The sequence below is a fragment of the Geminocystis sp. CENA526 genome, from assembly GCF_050753365.1.
In the GTDB taxonomy this organism is placed as follows: domain Bacteria; phylum Cyanobacteriota; class Cyanobacteriia; order Cyanobacteriales; family Cyanobacteriaceae; genus Geminocystis.
In genome coordinates this window covers 1-18,027 of sequence record NZ_JBLZFY010000085.1, presented here as the reverse complement: position 1 = coordinate 18,027, position 18,027 = coordinate 1, and the positions used below count along the sequence as shown (strand labels likewise).

Below are 18,027 nucleotides of genomic sequence, written 5' to 3'. Positions count from 1 at the left end.
TATTAAACAGAACAAAACAAAACTCAGTATTTTTACTTGATAAGTTAGGAGATTTGTTTATATTTTTCTTATAATACTAGATGACGTGCGGAATGTGGGATCTTAAATATATGAGGGTTGAATAGTATTCAACCCCTACAAATTCAAAAGTATGATTTCTGGAATCTATGCAAGTTCGATCGAGCTATTTCCTTATTAAAGCGCCCCGGCGGCAGTTCGATCGAATACACTGTTACTAAGATGGCTAGTAATATTCATCGCCTGACAAATGGGCATACCATCCAAACCTTGAGGATAATCGATAACCGTTACCGCTCCATTTCCTTGTTTAATATTCCAAAAATTAGCAGATTTTAAACCTAGTAAATAACAGATAATAACCTTATTAATTGCATCATGAGCAGTTACTAAACCAGTCTTCATTTTGCCTTCTTCTAGGTTTTCTTTGATGATTTCATGCCAAGAATTGACTGCTCTTTCCCAAACTTGATCTAAATTTTCCCCTTCAGGCATCTGCACTGTTTCAGGTTTTTCTTTCCATTCATTTAACAAGCCCGGATATTCTGCTTCAATTTCTTTCTCTAATTTACCCTCCCATAAACCGTGAGATATTTCTTCTAAATCTTTCTTAGTAGTAAGACTGATATTTGGATGATTTTGTAAAATAATTTCGGCGGTTTCTTTAGGGCGTAATAATGGACTCGTCACCGCAAAATCGATCTTAATATCCTTGAGAAAATCTCCTGCTTTTTGTGCCTGTTGTCTGCCGTTATCATTGAGAGGAATATCTTTAACTCCCTGAAATCTCGACATTCTATTCCATTCTGTTTCTCCATGACGTACTAATAATAACCTTAAACCTTGTTTTTGTTCAGGGCGAAAATCTGGTAAAGGCATCCCTAAATGAGATGTTTGATTTAATGATTCTAACTGCACAGCATCGCCGAAATTACCACTAAAATTAAGGACATTAATACAGCAATTAGACTGTTGAATAGTGTGATAATAACTAGCAGACATTCCCAAGGCGGTTAAAATTAAACAACGATTAATGCCATTGTGAGCAGTTATTAAAATAGTTTGGTTATGATGTTGGGGGATGATTTCTTGCCAAAATTCCTGCGCTTGACGGTATAAATCCAACACGGGATAAAAGTCCTTCCCCTCCACTGTCATCTTTAACTCATGGGGTTTTTCTTTCCAAAGGCGATATTCTTCGGGATATTCTCTTTTTACGTCTTCTTTTTTCCATTTTTCCCAGATAGGAAGATTGATTTCTCTTAATTTTTCGGCAACGATCAGATTAGGATTATGATCATTTAATTCTTGAATAATTTGGGCTGTTTTATGCGCTCTTTGAAGGGGGCTACAATAGAAACCGTCAAATTCGATCGATTTTAGGGCATTTCCGAGCAAATTAGCTTGTTGTTCGCCTTTTTCCGTTATCACAGATTCATTACAACGTCCTTGAATCATTTTTTGTGCATTGTAGCTACTTTGACCATGACGAACTATAATTACACGGGTAGTCATTAGAATATAAATTTAATATAAGTGTTAAATACAAACATTAGTTTATCAGTGAACAGATAGATTTAAACTCCATATTCTCGAAAAGTTTAGATTGCATCATTATTTAGCTGGATATTAGGTTAAATTGAAACTGTCAATATATAATAATTTCATTTTTAAAATAATCAAAGTCATATTTAGTAAAGTTTATATTAATTATTTGCTATTAATTTATCATAACTAATGTAGAACAGTCTGAATTTTTGATTAATCTCTATTTGCTCAATTCCGATAACAACTCAAAATTTGATATGATATAAAAAAGGGTTAACAAAACTTTACATATTGTCAAAAGGGGTAAATAATATGAGTCAAAGCTCGATCGATCGACCAGAAAACCACGAAAATAATGGAAAATCTAATATTGTGCTTAATTTAGACTCCCCTAATCTTCCCATTGATGATGACATTCCAGAGGAAAATAAAAAAGGCAACGGTTTAATACTAGGTATCCTCTTGGGCATCATTGGTACAATGATTGGCATGAGAATTGTCAGTGGAAATCCGGCGACAGAAAATGTTGCTACTCCTTCTCCAATGGTGATAGAAAACACCAATACAAAGCAAACCATTACCACTACCCAAGCAAGAATTAGACAAATCGACAGGAAAATACAGGCAACGGGTACAGTTTCTCCCTACGAATTAATTCCCGTCATGTCTCAAAGTAGCAATCTACAAATTAAAGAAGTGTTAGTGGACGAAGGTGATATAGTTACCCAAGGACAAGTTTTAATTAGACTTGATGATACCATTTTACAAGCAGAGTTGAAACAGGCTCAAGCAGGGGTAAATCAAGCTCAAGCTAGACTCACAGAAGTGAAAGCGGGTACAAGACAAGAAGAATTGCAAAGGGCAAGGGAAAATGTTAATTTTGCTCAAGCGGATGTTTTACAAGCGGAATCGGATTTACAATTAGCTCAAACTAGACTGGAAAGAAATAAAGAATTAGAAGCGCAAGGTGCAATTCCTAGGGATAGACTAGACGAGTTGATTAACGATGAATCTACCAAAAAATTTAATGTCACCAAAAATAAAGCCCGACTGAGAGAGGCGAAGGAAAGACTAGCAGAATTACAAAAAGGGGAGCGCCCTGAAGTTATCGCCCAAGCAGTCGCTAATTTAGAAGAAGCTCAAACTAGAGTAAGATTAGTTCAAGCAAGGTTAAAGGATACGGTCATAACCTCCCCTGCTGATGGTAAAATTGCGCAAAGAAACGCTAGAGTGGGAGATGTCACTTCTTCTTTTAATCTCGATCGACAACTATTTACTATTATTGAACAAGGGCGACTAGAATTACAAGTCAGAGTACCAGAAAATCAGTTAAAAGAGGTAACATCAGGGCAAAGAGTGTTAATTAACTCCTCAGCTAATCCCGATATGCAAATAACTGGTATCGTCAGAGAGATTAACCCTGTCATTGATGAGCAATCTCGTCAAGGGATTGTTAGGATAGACTTACCCAAGGATACTAACTTAAAAACAGGAATGTTTGTGCAGACATCCATTATTACTAACACAAAACCCCTGTTAACTGTACCCATGACGGCGGTTTTACCTCAAAGAGATAGCAGTGGAATTGTTTATATCGTCAATGCAGACAATACCGTCAAGGCGCAAACAGTGACGTTAGGAGAAATCATCGACAATCAGGATATAGTCATTCTCTCTGGATTAAATGCAGGAGATATGATTGCCTTACAAGGGGTGAATTATCTTCAAGATGGTGGAGAGGTAATCGTGCAAAAATGAAACAGTCCTGCGCCTCATAGGAGGACGGGATAGTTCATAGTAGGAGATTTACTGGGAAATTTATTAGGTTTATGATGGCGTTGAATATCAGGTTGAAGTTCGGCTAAATCAATAACATTATCGGCGACATTTTTTAATTGTTGACTGAGACATTGAGCAGTAGAAATCACACTAACTTGGCAACCTTTGGCTTTAACTTGTTCTAAAGAATAGGTAAAATCTCCATCGCCAGAAACTAAGATAATATGATCATTTTTGTTAGCATTAATGGCAATATCGGTGGCAATTTGAACATCATCTCCTTTGTTTTTATAGTTACCTTGGGGAAGTTGTTTTTTTAAAGATTCAATAACGTTATAACCATTGCGTTGAAGATATTTGATAAAGTTATTTTGATCGGCAGTAGGATTGTCAGCAACTGCGAAATAATAGTTAAAAATTACATTTTCTTGACCATGAGCGATATATTGAGCAAAGGCAGTAAAGTCAATTTTGAAGTTTAAAAAGTCACTAGCGCCTAAAGTATTTGCACCATCAATATAAACACGGGTAACAGGTTGAATATGAGCGGTTTCAGTGTCTTTTTTACGAGTAACCGCAACGGCATGAGAAATTAATAAACCACCACTTACAAAATTAATGACATCTTCTTTAGCAACTCCTAAACCTGCGATAAATAAACCAGAAACTGCACCGATGAAAGTTTGAGTTTTCATAATCTTTACCCTGTTATTTAACAATTTCTAGGTTATCTTGGTGATGGGTAAGGGGGTTTTCTTACTCTAGGGGTGTTGAAAAAGTATGAGTGGTGAAGGTAGGGAAGAGGGAAGAGCGGATTTGGGAAAAGGGAAGAGAAATTTTTGAAATACTCAAATTATGATCTTGTTAAGTAGGGTTTGCTGAATAAATCGGAAGACTAGGAAAATCAAGGGATTCAACACATTAAATTAACTAAAAAGTGTCCAATTTTCACAATTTTTGGTCAAAAACTGGGAATTTTTAAGGTTTCGATCGAAGGTTTTTTGATATGATGATTTTAATTAGTAACAATGGAGAAGGAATTGATGCAGAGTAATATCGATATAGAAAAAATGCAAAATCCTTCAGAATTGTTCACTTGGCTTAAAGAAAATACTGCCCTAGGTATTCTACCAGATGAGGTTCTCGGTTCGATCGAACCTTTACTCAAAAAAGTCTCTTTGTCTGCTAAACAAATCATTGTCGATCGAGATCAAGAAATAGCACAATTATATATATTAGAAGAAGGGAAAGTGCAAACGGTAGGGATTAACGAAAATTTCTCCCTCCTATCAGGGGCTGTAATTAATCTTCAAGAATTGTTATTACAACAAAAGGCAAAATACTCTTTGCAAACCTTGACTAACACAACATTATGGAGTATTTCTGCTGTAGAATTTAATAGATTAGTCACTCAATATCCTCAAATTAGTCAAGCCTTTACCTCACAATTAGCTCAACAAGTAGCAAGTTTGTCTTCTCAATTAACCTTTGAGCAAGAAAGACAAACGGTATTGCGTCCATACTTAGTCACGAAGGCAAAACGAGGTATTGTGGGTAAAAGTCGTTATGCAGTGAGACTACGACAGCAGGTAAAAAATGCCTGTGACGATCGAGATTCTGTGGTAATATTTGGGGAGCAAGGATTAGAGAAGGATAATATCGCCGCCTTAATTCATTATAGCTCGATCGATCGACACCAACCGATGATCAAAGTTGACTGCGGAAAATTACAAGCCAGTGGAGCGGAATTATTTGGTAGAGTCGGAGGAAAACTAGGTTTAATTGAAGCCTTGGGGAAAGGTACATTAGTTCTCAATAATATTCAAGATTTACCTCCAGAGTTGAATGACGCTATCCTCCAGTTATTAAAAAATAACACTTACTATCCCGTTAACCGTTCTGATACCTCTAACACCCCCCAAAAAATTTCTCAAGCGCGTTTAATTGTCATTGCCGAAAAAGCCCTCTCTGATATTAATAACAATGTCACCCATTTAATTAAAGTGCCTCCCCTGCGAGTCAGAAAAGCCGATTTAGCAGATCAAGTGAACTATTATATTAGTTTAATTTCTCGATCGAAAAAAGTCAACAAACCGCAAATTACCCCCGAAGCCTTACGCCGTTTACAAGGTTATGATTTTCCTAACAATTTACGGGAATTAGAAAACCTCATTGAAAGATCGATCGGACAGCTTTCAGGATGTAATCAATTAACAGAAGAAATTATATGGCCTTCTCAAAGTAAAAAGCAACAATTTCGCTTCAATTTACTCAATGCCTATCCTAAACTTCGTAGTTTTCTGCGCAGCCCTTGGTATCCCGATCGAGTCAATTACGGCTTTACTTTAACGATTTTTGCCTTAGTTGTCGGAATTTTGTTTTTAGCCCCCCAAAATCGTCAGGAAAACTTCGCTCTGAACATTTTTTGGGCTTGGTGGTGGCCTCTAATTTTAGTGCTATTTCCCTTTGTCGGACGTTTATGGTGTGCGTTTTGTCCTTTTATGATTTACGGTGAAGTGACGCAAAAACTATCATTGTGGTTATTTCCCCGACAATTAAAAAGTTGGCCCCGACAAACAGCAGAAAAATGGGGGGGATGGTTTTTATTTGCCCTTTTCACCCTGATTATTTTATGGGAAGAATTGTGGGATTTACCCAACACAGCCTATCTTTCCGCTTGGTTACTGTTAATTATTACCGCCGGAGCGATGATTTGTTCCGCTATCTTTGAAAGACGTTTTTGGTGTCGTTATCTTTGCCCGATTGGAGGCATGAATGGTTTATTTGCCAAACTTTCCATCATTGAACTACGCGCGCAACAGGGAACTTGCTCTGCTGAATGTACTACTTATCAATGTTATAAGGGAGGCGCACAAAAAGGAGAAGGATTAGAAACCCTCGGTTGCCCTTTATATTCTCATCCTGCCCAATTACAGGATAATCGAGATTGTGTATTGTGTATGACGTGCTTAAAAGCCTGTCCTCATCGCTCTGTAACGGTTAACCTTCGCCCTCCAGCCATTGAATTATGGACAACTCATCAACCTCGTAGTTATGAAATTGCTTTATTATTTCTGCTTTTAAATGCGGTGTTTCTCCATAAACTACCTCAAATTAATCATTTACTAGGCTTAGGATTAGATTTAAGTCAATTTTGGATACATTCTTTAGGTTCGATCGTGGTGTTAATTGTACCCCTTATTATACCCTCGATCGGCTATGGTATCATGTATCTAAGCACTAGAATCAAAAACCGACAACCTAAGAGTTTCATCGAATTAGCTTACGGTTATTTACCCTTAGTTTTATGTGCCAATATTGCCTATTATCTTCACTTAGGTTTAACAGAAGGAGGAAGAATTTTACCCGTAGCGTGGGCAACTTTTGGCTTAGATGGAAGTAATTTACCAATTTTCGTGGCACATCCTGCGGTAATCACCTTTTTACAAGGATTTAGCCTTATTTTTGGCATGATTTGTGCGGTGATTCTTAGTCAAAAAATCGCTCGTCAATCTATTAAAACCTTGTTACCTCAACATTTTTCTTTAGTGGCATTGAGTTATTTATTTTGGCAAATAATTAGTCTAAATGTTATCTCGAACTGAACTAAATTATTCGTAAGAGAGCCACTATTTTTTCGATCGAACTTCAATATGTTATGGGATACTTTATAAAATTTCATCAAGGGAAGTTGGAATATTTTGATAGCTATTTAACTTAGCTAATTCGTCCTTAAAAAGATGTCTATTTTTACAAGTATCACATCGATTATGATGAGGAAAATCTATATTATTTTCCAAATATTGATTAGTTAAATTTTCCAGTGTATCTAACAAATTATTTAATTCTTGTAAGGTTCGATCGTGCTTACTTTTACTATATTTAATAGATAAATTTTCGGGGGGGTTAGGTAATTTAATAAACCAATATTCAAAAGAAATTTGCTCAGGAAGATAATTAAGTTTTTCTGTTAACATATAAAGATATAACTTGGTTTGCCAACTATTCTCAATTTCTTCAACTTTGTTTCGTTTTTCAAAAGTTTTCCAATCACAAATTATCGCTTTATTAGGATATAAAATAATTAAGTCATAAACGGCTGTAAAAATAAAATTTCGGAGGGTATAAGTTAAAGAATATTCAGCTTTTTTTGTCAGCAAATTCGGGGATTTCCATAAATTTTCTGAAGCATAAATTAAAGCCTTTAAAGATTCGTTTAAATTATCATCGTCTGTGAAAATTTGATTTAAAGACAATCCAGCGTGATATTGTTGCATTTTTAAGTGAAATAATTTGCCCCATTCTCCACTTTTATCTAAGGTTAAATTCGGAAAAGATTGTAAATGTTGTAAATATTTTTTTTGAAATAAAGGAGGACAAGTTTGTAAAATGTTTAAATGAGTTTGAGATAAGTGCCAATATGATGTCATAATATTGATAGTTTTATTTTTATATAGAAATCGATAATTCGATATTCTTTAGCTAAATTATCCTAAATAATTACTATGTCAGAAGTTGATAAAATACTCTTAGTAGATGATGAACCTGGTATTAGAGAGTCAGTACAAGCATATTTAGGTGATAACGAAAATTGGCAAGTAGAAGTTGCAAGTAATGCCAAAGAGGCTTGGGAAAAGTTACAACAAGATACTCCCGATTTAATTATCTCAGATATTATGATGCCAGAGGTTAATGGTTTAGAGTTTTTGGCACAATTAAAGGGGGATATTCGTTTTCAAAATTTACCAGTAGTTTTTTTGACAGCAAGAGGTATGACAAGTGATCGAATTGAGGGATACACTGCCGGGTGTGATGCTTATTTACCGAAACCCTTTGATGTGGATGAGTTAGAGGCAATTGTCAGAAATTTATTAGAGAAGAAAAAACAACAGAAAGAGAATACAGGCGGTAATTTACAGTTAGATGAATTAGTTAGGGAAGTAAAAGACATCAAGGATAAACTAGAAAATACCTCTAAATTAACTATAACCGATCCTCCCATGTCGATCGATCTCACCCCTAGAGAACAAAGCGTGTTAGACTTAGTAGCACAAGGTTTAATGAATAAAGAAATCGCCAAAACCTTAGAAACCAGCGTGCGCAATGTGGAAAAATATGTTAGTCGGCTTTTTAGTAAAACTGGTACAAATAGTCGTACAGAATTAGTTAGATTTGCCTTAAAACACGGCTTGACGGAGTAGTTTAAAATTAAATAGAGTTTGCTGAATAAATCCAAATGAAGAATGAAGAATGAAGAATGAAGAATGAAGAATGAAGAATGAAGAATGAAGAATGAAGAATGAAGAATGAAGAATGAAGAATGAAGAATGAAGAATTATCAACTATTCACTATTCTCATCAAAAGACTTTTTCAGCATCCTCTCAATAATAATAGTATATTATTACTAACAAAGTTGATATTTTAAAATCATTTTTTCGTCAATTTCTACTCCAATACCTGAATTTTTTGGTACATCAATAGTAGAATCTTCTGAGTTTAATTCGATGAGGGAGGTAATTATATCTTCTCGAAAATAGCGATTTGTAGCAGAAATATCGGCAGGAAAGACAAAATTAGGTAAACTGGCTAAATGTAGATTTGTTGCCCTTCCGATGCCAGACTCTAGCATTCCACCACACCATAATTTTATCCCTGCCTGTTGGCATAAGTGATGAATTTCTAGGGCGTTGCTTATACCGCCAACCCTTGATACTTTGAGATTGATAACTTGGGCAGATTTTAGTTCGATCGATAATCGAGTATCATGGACAGAGTTGATACTTTCATCGAGACAAATAGGGGTATTAATGCGACTTTGTAGATAACTATGATCTAATAAATCATCATAAGCCAAAGGTTGCTCAATCATGATCAAATTTAAGTCATCCATAGATTGCAATAAGGGTAAATCATCAAGGGTAAAAGCCGAATTTGCATCTGCCATTAACATCAAATCGGGATATTTTTCTCTCACTGCTTGTAAAGGTTTTAATCCCCATGAAGGGGAGATTTTGAGTTTGACTCGTTGATAACCTTGGTTGACAAAATTTTCAACATTTTTTAACAACAAATCTATATCGTCAGTTAAAGAAACGCTAACTCCTACTTTAATTTTATCTCTTACTCCTCCTAATAATGTTGATAAAGGGATATTTTGGGCTTTAGCAAAGACATCCCAAACTGCACAATCTAAAGCTGATTTTGCCATATTATGCCCCCTTACAAAAGCAAATAAATCTCTAATTTCTGTAGGAGAATTAATGATTTTTCCTAAGATTTTTGGTATTAAAAAATCCTCTAAAATATGTTTAGCAGTTTCGATCGTTTCATAGGTATAATAAGGTTGTGTAAAAACTGGACATTCTCCCCATCCCGTTAAACCTTCACTTTCGACGGAAATAATTAAACAAGTGTGATTTAATAATTCTCCATTACTAAACTTAAAAGAATTAATAAAAGGTATTGATAAGTTATATAATTTTATTTGTTCTATTTTCATAATATTTTATTTACACCACTTTTTACTGAATAAACTACATTTTTCATCTCTCGCAAAGTCTGTATCTCGATACACTCGATAACCATAGATAATAGTAAATAAGGCTGATTTAACAAGTATTTTGATGAGGATAAGTTTTTAGATTGTATCTATTAGGGTGTTAATTCTTGATTATCCATATTTTTGTACTAACGAAAATTTTTTTTTGAACAGATGATGAAATATACTATACCATTAATTACAAATAGTGATTAAGAGGGGGTATTAAATTATGATCAATTTCTTGATAAATTGGGTTGGAGTGATAATTATTATCATCGTCGCTATTATTTTGATATTGATAGAAATTAGAGATATTAACCGCTATATTAAAGAAGATTTTACCTTAATTGAGGATGCGATCGAGCTTCTAAAAGCAAAACAAAATCAGAAAACAATTAGCAAGAGTGAATGTAATAATAACAACCTATTTTTATGGTTAATTAAACATTTAGAAGGAGACACTTATTCTAATAATATTAAAGCAACAAAAGATAAGAATAACTTTTATCTACTATCCTCTTATCCTAGTATATTAACAAAATCAGTACCTCGAAGCCCTGTTTATTTTTCTCCTACTTTATTAACAGCATTAGGCATTTTAGGAACATTTTTAGGAATATTTTTAGGGTTGCAAAAAGTTGGTACAAATATAGGTGATACTCAAACCTTATTAGATTCTTCTAATCAATTATTAGCAGGGATGAAAACGGCTTTTTCTACTTCTTTAGTGGGGTTGGGAAGTGCCAGTTTAATGATGATTGGTTTAAGTTATGGTGGAAAATTAAGACAAGATAAACGTAACGATATTAGGAACAAATTATCACAAATTGCCTATGTCGAATCATCTCACAAATTACTGTCTCGTCTCGATACTTCTTCCATCAAAGAAGCGAGTAACAGTTTAGAAAATGTTAGTCAAAGTTTAAACTTTTTAACTAATTTAACTCCTCAAAATATTGCCTTAGCCATTAAAGAAGTTATCGCCTCCGATGATAGTATTTTAGTGCAACAATTACAGACACAAAATAGCTATTTAGAAAATCTTACCCCAAGTTCGATCGTTCAAGCCCTTCAACCTTTAGTAATTCCCATACAAGAAGAATTAATTAGTTTGAAACAAATACAAATAGAGCAACAATCTACCATAGAATTATTAATCAGGGAATTGCGTAACGAATTAATCGAACCAGTTGTACAAAGATTGGATGAAAGCGCTAAACTAACGCAGGAGGCTTCCCTTGCCGTAAGAGAATTGAAAGAAGAATTAGGCAGTATAGTCGAAAGTCTTGCTAACGCAGTAAAAACCATTCAAGAATTTCAACAAGACACCCTCATTAAGCTACAACAATTCGTCCGCAGTTTACAACAGATATTAAATCAGTTTAGCAACGACACAAAATCAGTTTTACAACAAGTCGCCACAGAAATTAATAACGCCGTAGCTGAAAGTATCGCTGGAATGGAAGCGCAAAGACAAGGCTTTGAAAATAGTACTAATCAAGCCTCCAATACCTTCAGAGGAATTAAAGAAGACTTGCAGGAAGCATTAACAACTCAAGCAATTCAACAAAAAGAAATGTTAGAAGGGGTGAAACAATCTACCCAAGATATTTTGCAAAAAACCAATGAGGCATTTAGTCAACAAACAGAAACCATTGCCAAAGTAGGGGAAGAAGCCTCCCAGTTGATGAATCAGGCAAAAGAAAATCTTTTAGAAACTCTGATGAATATTGATACGATATTAGAGCAAACTCGCATTACTTTACAAGAGGAATTGGAAACATTTAGATTAGAATATCAAGCCTCCTTAACAGAATTTTTTGAGCAACAAAATCAATGAATAAGACAAAAAATATATGGCAATTCTCGTTTTGGTGAGGTACAAAAATTGTCGTTGAAAGGCAAGAGGCAATAAAAAAATGTATCTCATAATTTTAAAAAACGCTATATATAATTAAAATGTATTTATTTAAAAAATTCTAATAAATAAGCAATTAAGTTAGAATTAATTTAGTTAAACTTAGAAGTCAATCAAATTTATGAAAACACCAATTTATCCCGACTCTATCCCTCAATCTGGAATTTATCCTCCCCCTACCGAAGAAGAGTCTATTAAAGTGAAAAAAATTATGGCGGAAGCAAAAAAAAGAGCTAAATTAAATCCTGCCAAAAATGCTCAAGAAGCATGGGAAAAGTTAGATAAAGCTATTCAGGAAATTAGACAAGATTTTTTACTTAAAAAATGAGGAAAAAACCTTTAGTTATTGTAGATACTTCAGTATTTATTTCTGCCTTACGAAGTTCTAATTTACAATCTGCCCCTAATCTTATTATAAAATATTGGTTAGAGTATAAATTTACTTTAATCCTGACTCCGCAAATTGAGGAAGAAATTACTCTTATTTTAATAAGACACCAAATTAAAGAAACTAAAATATTTAATTTGTTAACTGCTTTTGATGACTTAGCTTGTTATAAAGAAGGTATTTATCAAACTAATTTTTTAGATAAAATTGACTCTAAAGATAATATTTTTCTATCAGCTTCTTATGAAAGTAAAGCAGATTATTTAGTTTCTTTAGATAAGCATTTACTCAATTTAAAACATTTTCATCAAACTATAATTTTAAATCCTCAATCTTTTTTAAATCAACTTTCACAATACTAATAATATTATTTACTAATAATTAAAAAGAAAAAATGAGTGATTTTTTAGAATACGAAACTGAAGAAGAATTAATCGAGGAGCAAGATTCTGGAGTATGGTTATCGGTAGGGGATTTAATGTCAGGATTATTGATGTTTTTTGCCCTTTTATTTATTGCTGTATCTGCTCAATTAGTGCGGTATGAAGAAATTATTAAAACCCTTCCAGAAAGAATTATTAATGCTATAGAGGAAAAAATTGGAGATAAAGGCAATTTAACTAGAGAGGAAAAAACAGGAGATATTACCTTACCTAATGAGATTCTTTTTGATGAAGGTAGTTATCAATTAAAACCTCAAGGGCGTAGTTTTTTAAAAGAATTTATCCCTGCTTTTAGTGAAACAATTTTTGCTGATGATTTAATTAGTAGTCAAGTTAGTTTAATAATTATTGAAGGGCATACTAGCTCAAAAGGTTCAGAAAAAGATAATATGGAATTAAGTTTTAAAAGGGCGTTAGCTGTTACAGAATATATTAATTCGATCGAATTTCCCGATAAAGATAAATTTAAACAAAAATTATTAGCGGCAGGAAGAGGGGAGATTTCTGCTAATCAAGAATTTGACTCTCCTGATGATAGAAAAGTCGTGTTTCGTTTTCAATTTAAAAGAAAAGATTTGGAGGGAATTTTCAATCAAAAAGTTAACAATTAATCAGAAAATAGTAGCGGATAAATACGGTGGGCGGTGCTTCGCCCTACCTTCAAATCAAGTTTCTTATCAACCTAATGTAGTATTATTCTAAGTCTTTGCTACCGGGATTACGAGCTGGATCTCCAGAAAGGAAGCCAAAGATAAATAGTAATACGAAAAACGCAACTACAACGTTTACAACAATTTTAAGAGTTAACATTTTTTTTAATATACTCCGAATGATTTAATACTTGCTATATTCTACCTCAAAGAGGATTAGAAATTGAGAATTAAAAACTATTCACTATTCACTATTCACTATTCACTATTCACTATTCACTATTCACTATTCACTATTCACTATTCACTATTCACTATTCACTAATTAAAGTTATCGATGATAGCTTGAGCAAATTCAGAACATTTCAAAGGAGGCTCAACGGGAGGTGTCATCATTCTCGCTAAATCGTAGGTGACTTGTCGAGAGGCAATGGCTTTACTGATACCCTGACGAATTAAGTCGGCGGCTTCCTGCCATCCCATAAACTCTAACATCATCACTCCTGATAGGATAACAGAACCGGGGTTGATGCGATCGAGTCCAGCGTGTTTCGGTGCTGTTCCATGGGTAGCCTCAAAAATAGCACAGTTATCTCCAATATTAGCACCCGGTCCCATACCTAATCCTCCCACAATGGCGGCGGCGGCATCGGATAAATAGTCTCCGTTGAGGTTCATGGTTGCTAAAATAGAGTATTCATCGGGGCGTGTTTGAATTTGTTGGAAGATACTATCAGCAATTCGATCGTTTACCATAATCTTATCTTTCCATTGTCCATTACCGTGACTATTCCAAATGGCATCTAAAACGCTTTTGACTTCTTCACAGATAACAGCCTGTTTTTCTGGAGTTAAACTATCATACCCCGGATCAATTTTACGAGCATTATCTTCGATCGAAATATCGGGATTCGCCTCTTTATTGCCTAAAATCCATGATTCTCTTTCCGTGACACAAACATCTCTAAATTCAGTGATTGCCACTTCATAACCCCAATCACGAAACGCTCCTTCTGTATATTTCATGATATTGCCCTTATGAACTAAAGTCACCATTTGCTTATTTTTGGGCAACTTTAAGGCATTTTGAATTGCTCGTTTCACTAAACGTTGTGAGCCTTTTTTACTAATGGGTTTAATGCCAATACCTGCATCGAGAGGAATTTGTTTGTTTTTGTGTTCAGGTGTAGCAGGAATTAAGTCTTCATTAAGAATTTTAATCAATTTTTGTCCAATCTCTGAACCTTCTTTCCATTCGATACCTAAATATATATCTTCTGTGTTTTCTCGATAGACAATAACATCTAGTTTTTCTGGAGTTTTGTGAGGTGAAGGTGTGCCTTCATAATAACGACAAGGACGAACACAGCTATAGAGATCAAAAATTTGTCTTAAGGCAACGTTGAGAGAGCGAATACCACCACCGACAGGAGTAGTCAAAGGACCTTTAATAGCGATACCATATTCTCTAATAGCGGTTAAAGTGTCTTCGGGCAAATATTGGTAAGTGCCGTATTTTTCACAAGCCTCATCTCCAGCATAGATTTTAAACCAACTAATTTTACGTTTGCCACCATAAGCCTTTTCTACAGCAGCGTTGATGACTTTCTCCGAAGCAGGCCAAATATCGACTCCCGTACCATCACCACGAATAAAAGGAATAATGGGATTATCTGGCACGATGGGTAAACCATTCTCAAATGTTATTTTACTACCTACTTCTGGAGGTGTCAATTTTTCAAACATATTATTTTTTCTAATTACATTTTCCTTTGTTAGCATAATATGATAGTTACCAAAAATATAGTTAAATAGAACACTAACTTATTTTTAGCTTCATTAGGACTCATCCTAACTAGACGAACTACAACCCTATCGGCATTATTTTACTATATCTCGATCGAGAATCATCAATAGGGCATGATGAAAAAGTTTTTTGATGAGTCGAGATGCCCTACCTTCATTAATAATTTATCATAGTCAAAAGACTTCTCCAATAATTAGAAAAATGAGGGTTAAAACCCTTACTACGAACCAATAAACAATCTTTTCTGGAGATGTCTAAAGTATAAAAATCTAAAATTTTTTTATTCTCAATTCTCAATTCTTAATTCTTAATTCTCTTACCAATTCCCTGTAAAATTCCTTTACCAATTAAGCCAATTCCCTTACCGATAATATCGGTTAAAACGTAAATTAATGCTTTTCCGATGGTATTTTCTAGGGATTTAATACCTTTAGAAAGACTATCTCTTAATTCAATTAAAATTGTTACTAACCAAGGGATACCTTTAATAGTATTTAATTCTTCATGACGAGGATGAGTAATCATAAAATTTTCAATGCCCTCATAACTTAATTTAAACATAGAAAATCGATCGTCAAAAATATTTGTGGGATTTCGCCAGTATTTTTCTTTACGATATTTCCACACTAAATTATTACGAAACATAGCAACTTTTCGGGAAGATTTTAACTCCATTTTAAATAAATTATTTTTGATAATGACATCATCATAAAAACGATTCAGAATAAATGTCATTACCGAAAGGGATAAATTAATAATAATATTTTGCCAAATAATTTCCTCTAAATTTTTGCCTGAATCACTATCATATTGATAAACTTGACTGTCTATTATTAAAGGTTTTTGATGGATTTGATAATCTATTATGTCTAAAATAAAAGGAATTTGAATTAAAATTTTTTCTTGAATAAGATTAGCCTCTTTTAAGGTTAAATCCACTAAATCATAGGAATTATTTGGACTGGGTTTATAGTATCTACTTAAAAATTTTATGGCGGAATTTTGCCAGACATCTTTAACAAAAATATCGACTTTTTCAGATAATTCTTCTGATTCTATATTCAAATTGGCTAATTCATTAAGTTGATTTTTCCATTCTTCTATTAAGATAATCAATAATTCTTGTTTTTTTGATTCTTGCAATATATCAATTTCTAATAAATATCCTGTAGAATTTTTGAGGGAGGCTTGAATTTTTGCTAAAGTCAAATCATAGGTATTGTTAGGCACATCACTTAAAACTATTCCGCCTGAAGAATAGCCGATTTTTACCAGTTGACTATCTGGATTATTTTCTTGATTTTCTGACTCTTGAGAAGGGTTACTATTGAGATAATTATTGACTGTATAGCTCGAATTATTCGGCATCATTTGACTAATTAACCACTTGGCTAATTTTAGTTCTCTTTTTCTTCCTTGCCAATATAAAATATCGGCTAAAGATAATTTTCTACCTTGAATATAGTTATCAATATTTTTAATTTCTTGAGCAATTTCTCTTAAACCAATTTGGCATTGTTTTGACAACCAATTATTAATTTTTTTAGGTTGAATATTAGCGTTACTAAAATTAAAATAGTTTTCTCCTTTTGCACAAATTCTTAAGGTTTTAACCAATTCGTCAATGTCTGCATCTTTATAACAAAATCCTTTAATAATGGCAATATTACTTACTTCAGGCATGAATCCTGACGATAATAATAGCACGATCGAGATGTCCTGTTGATTTAATTGGGGAAGATAATTAAGAAATTGTTTAACTTTATCGGGATATTTATTAACATCTAAAGATACTAACCACAAATTAGGTTGATATTGAGACAAAAGAGTCTTCAATTCCGATGTTTTTCCTGTGGCAATGATATTTATATCTTGATATTCTTCGGTTTTTAATACTTCTTTTAATCCCAAAGCAAAAATGGGATCATTATCTAATAAAACTATACTTATTTCATCTTGATTTCCATTAATTAAAGACATTATATTTTACAGTAATGAAATTTGAGCAAAATTTATAATTAGTAACCAATGCCAGATGATTTAATCATCTTTTTAACCTAAGATTTAAGAGTTCGATCGAAACTTTAATTATCATTAATTATCGTTAATATTCCTAAAAAAATAAGTTAAAAACCGTTAATTTACTTAACTAAATCATAATAAATGATTCATTTGATGACTGTTTATGAGCAATCTTCTAAATCTTCATTATCTTTTTTATATCCGTAAAAATCAATCCGATAATGTTCAACTTTTACCCCTGTTTTTTCTTCGATTTGTTTAATCAATTCTGAAGGTAATTCTACTTTAATATCCATAATTTGATTCGTGTCTAAAATATTAACATGACTATGATCTTCGCAAAAATTGCCGTAAAGTCGCCCTTCATGTCGATCGACACATTCAATAATACCATGACTAGACAGAGCTTCCAAATTCTGATATACTGAGGTATGTCCAATATCCTTACCCTGTTGACTCAATCGATCGTAAATTTCTTTAGCTGATAAATGTTCTTCTTGTGACCACAAGAGTTCAAGAATAAAACGTCTTTGACGAGAAAGCCTCATCCCCAATTCCTGACAGCGATTGAGGGCATCTTTTAAGGAGCTAATTTTCCTTTTAGTTGCTCCTGTGTGTTCCATATATACTTTTAAACTCCTCTTAATATTCTGTTACAGTAAACTCATTACCACTTTAACCTAAGTGATGCAAATTGTGATAAAAGATAATTAAGAATTAAGAATAAAAAAGGCAAGAGTAATGAGTAATGAGTAATGAGTAATGAGTAATGAGTAATGAGTGATGAGTGATGAGTGATGAGTAATGAGTAACGTAGGGGTTTAATATATTAAACCCAACCCCACTAAAAAATATAATTATTTCTTCCCCCTCTTCCCCCTCCTGCCTCCTAAACACATCTCACGCCGCCGC

15 protein-coding genes are annotated in these 18,027 nt (G+C 33.5%); 7 read left to right on the top strand and 8 right to left on the bottom strand.

Annotated features, from left to right (window positions below):
- Window positions 1-195: 195 nt before the first annotated feature.
- Window positions 196-1,533 (bottom strand): histidine phosphatase family protein, encoded by a 1,338-nt coding sequence (locus tag ACN4EE_RS17635; protein ID WP_431707783.1) that lies wholly within the window; start codon window positions 1,531-1,533, stop codon window positions 196-198.
- Window positions 1,534-1,878: 345 nt separating this feature from the next.
- On the opposite strand from ACN4EE_RS17635, the gene ACN4EE_RS17630 reads away from it, so the two are divergent.
- Window positions 1,879-3,324 carry an efflux RND transporter periplasmic adaptor subunit gene (locus ACN4EE_RS17630; RefSeq protein WP_431707782.1) on the top strand — a complete coding sequence of 482 codons (1,446 nt, stop codon included), beginning with the start codon at window positions 1,879-1,881 and terminating at the stop codon, window positions 3,322-3,324.
- 14 nt (window positions 3,325-3,338) lie between these two features.
- On the opposite strand, the gene ACN4EE_RS17625 is transcribed toward ACN4EE_RS17630, so the two are convergent.
- Complete coding sequence (locus tag ACN4EE_RS17625; protein ID WP_431707781.1) at window positions 3,339-4,040, bottom strand: LabA-like NYN domain-containing protein; 702 nt, start codon at window positions 4,038-4,040, stop codon at window positions 3,339-3,341.
- A gap of 348 nt (window positions 4,041-4,388) precedes the next feature.
- Between ACN4EE_RS17625 and ACN4EE_RS17620 the strand changes: the two genes are divergently transcribed.
- Complete coding sequence (locus tag ACN4EE_RS17620) at window positions 4,389-6,950, top strand: sigma 54-interacting transcriptional regulator (RefSeq protein ID WP_431707780.1); 2,562 nt, start codon at window positions 4,389-4,391, stop codon at window positions 6,948-6,950.
- A gap of 63 nt (window positions 6,951-7,013) precedes the next feature.
- Here the strand turns inward: ACN4EE_RS17620 and ACN4EE_RS17615 are convergent, their stop codons facing one another.
- The gene (locus ACN4EE_RS17615) at window positions 7,014-7,775 is read right to left on the bottom strand and encodes a PD-(D/E)XK nuclease family protein (RefSeq protein ID WP_431707779.1); all 762 of its coding nucleotides are present in this window, start codon (window positions 7,773-7,775) and stop codon (window positions 7,014-7,016) included.
- 75 nt (window positions 7,776-7,850) lie between these two features.
- Between ACN4EE_RS17615 and ACN4EE_RS17610 the strand changes: the two genes are divergently transcribed.
- Window positions 7,851-8,546: a response regulator transcription factor gene (locus ACN4EE_RS17610; protein WP_431707778.1), complete on the top strand. Its 696-nt coding sequence runs from the start codon at window positions 7,851-7,853 to the stop codon at window positions 8,544-8,546.
- Between the two features lie 204 nt (window positions 8,547-8,750).
- Here ACN4EE_RS17610 and menC read toward each other — a convergent pair whose 3' ends face one another.
- Window positions 8,751-9,845, bottom strand: coding sequence for an o-succinylbenzoate synthase (menC, locus tag ACN4EE_RS17605; RefSeq protein ID WP_431707777.1), 1,095 nt, complete (start codon window positions 9,843-9,845; stop codon window positions 8,751-8,753).
- Window positions 9,846-10,116: 271 nt separating this feature from the next.
- Here menC and ACN4EE_RS17600 point away from each other — a divergent pair, with 271 nt between their 5' ends.
- The 4 genes from ACN4EE_RS17600 to ACN4EE_RS17585 all read left to right on the top strand — a co-directional run bounded on the left by ACN4EE_RS17600 (window position 10,117) and on the right by ACN4EE_RS17585 (window position 13,247).
- Window positions 10,117-11,727: a coiled-coil domain-containing protein gene (locus ACN4EE_RS17600; protein WP_431707776.1), complete on the top strand. Its 1,611-nt coding sequence runs from the start codon at window positions 10,117-10,119 to the stop codon at window positions 11,725-11,727.
- A 199-nt stretch (window positions 11,728-11,926) separates the two neighbouring features.
- Window positions 11,927-12,133 (top strand): hypothetical protein, encoded by a 207-nt coding sequence (locus ACN4EE_RS17595; protein WP_431707775.1) that lies wholly within the window; start codon window positions 11,927-11,929, stop codon window positions 12,131-12,133.
- Window positions 12,130-12,555 carry a putative toxin-antitoxin system toxin component, PIN family gene (locus ACN4EE_RS17590; protein WP_431707774.1) on the top strand — a complete coding sequence of 142 codons (426 nt, stop codon included), beginning with the start codon at window positions 12,130-12,132 and terminating at the stop codon, window positions 12,553-12,555. The genes ACN4EE_RS17595 and ACN4EE_RS17590 overlap by 4 nt, the downstream gene beginning before the upstream one ends.
- Before the next feature lie 32 nt (window positions 12,556-12,587).
- A complete protein-coding gene (locus tag ACN4EE_RS17585) occupies window positions 12,588-13,247 on the top strand; it encodes an OmpA/MotB family protein (protein ID WP_431707773.1) in 660 nt (219 codons plus the stop codon).
- 82 nt (window positions 13,248-13,329) lie between these two features.
- Here the strand turns inward: ACN4EE_RS17585 and ACN4EE_RS17580 are convergent, their stop codons facing one another.
- From ACN4EE_RS17580 to ACN4EE_RS17565, 4 genes are all read right to left on the bottom strand, one after another.
- On the bottom strand, window positions 13,330-13,446 hold the full coding sequence (locus tag ACN4EE_RS17580; protein ID WP_431707772.1) for a photosystem II reaction center protein I: 117 nt from the start codon (window positions 13,444-13,446) through the stop codon (window positions 13,330-13,332).
- A gap of 161 nt (window positions 13,447-13,607) precedes the next feature.
- Complete coding sequence (locus tag ACN4EE_RS17575; protein WP_431707771.1) at window positions 13,608-15,032, bottom strand: NADP-dependent isocitrate dehydrogenase; 1,425 nt, start codon at window positions 15,030-15,032, stop codon at window positions 13,608-13,610.
- A 361-nt stretch (window positions 15,033-15,393) separates the two neighbouring features.
- Window positions 15,394-17,073, bottom strand: a complete 1,680-nt coding sequence (locus ACN4EE_RS17570; protein ID WP_431707769.1) for a DUF3685 domain-containing protein — start codon at window positions 17,071-17,073, stop codon at window positions 15,394-15,396.
- Between the two features lie 203 nt (window positions 17,074-17,276).
- Window positions 17,277-17,738 (bottom strand): Fur family transcriptional regulator, encoded by a 462-nt coding sequence (locus ACN4EE_RS17565; protein WP_431707768.1) that lies wholly within the window; start codon window positions 17,736-17,738, stop codon window positions 17,277-17,279.
- Window positions 17,739-18,027 lie beyond the last annotated feature (289 nt).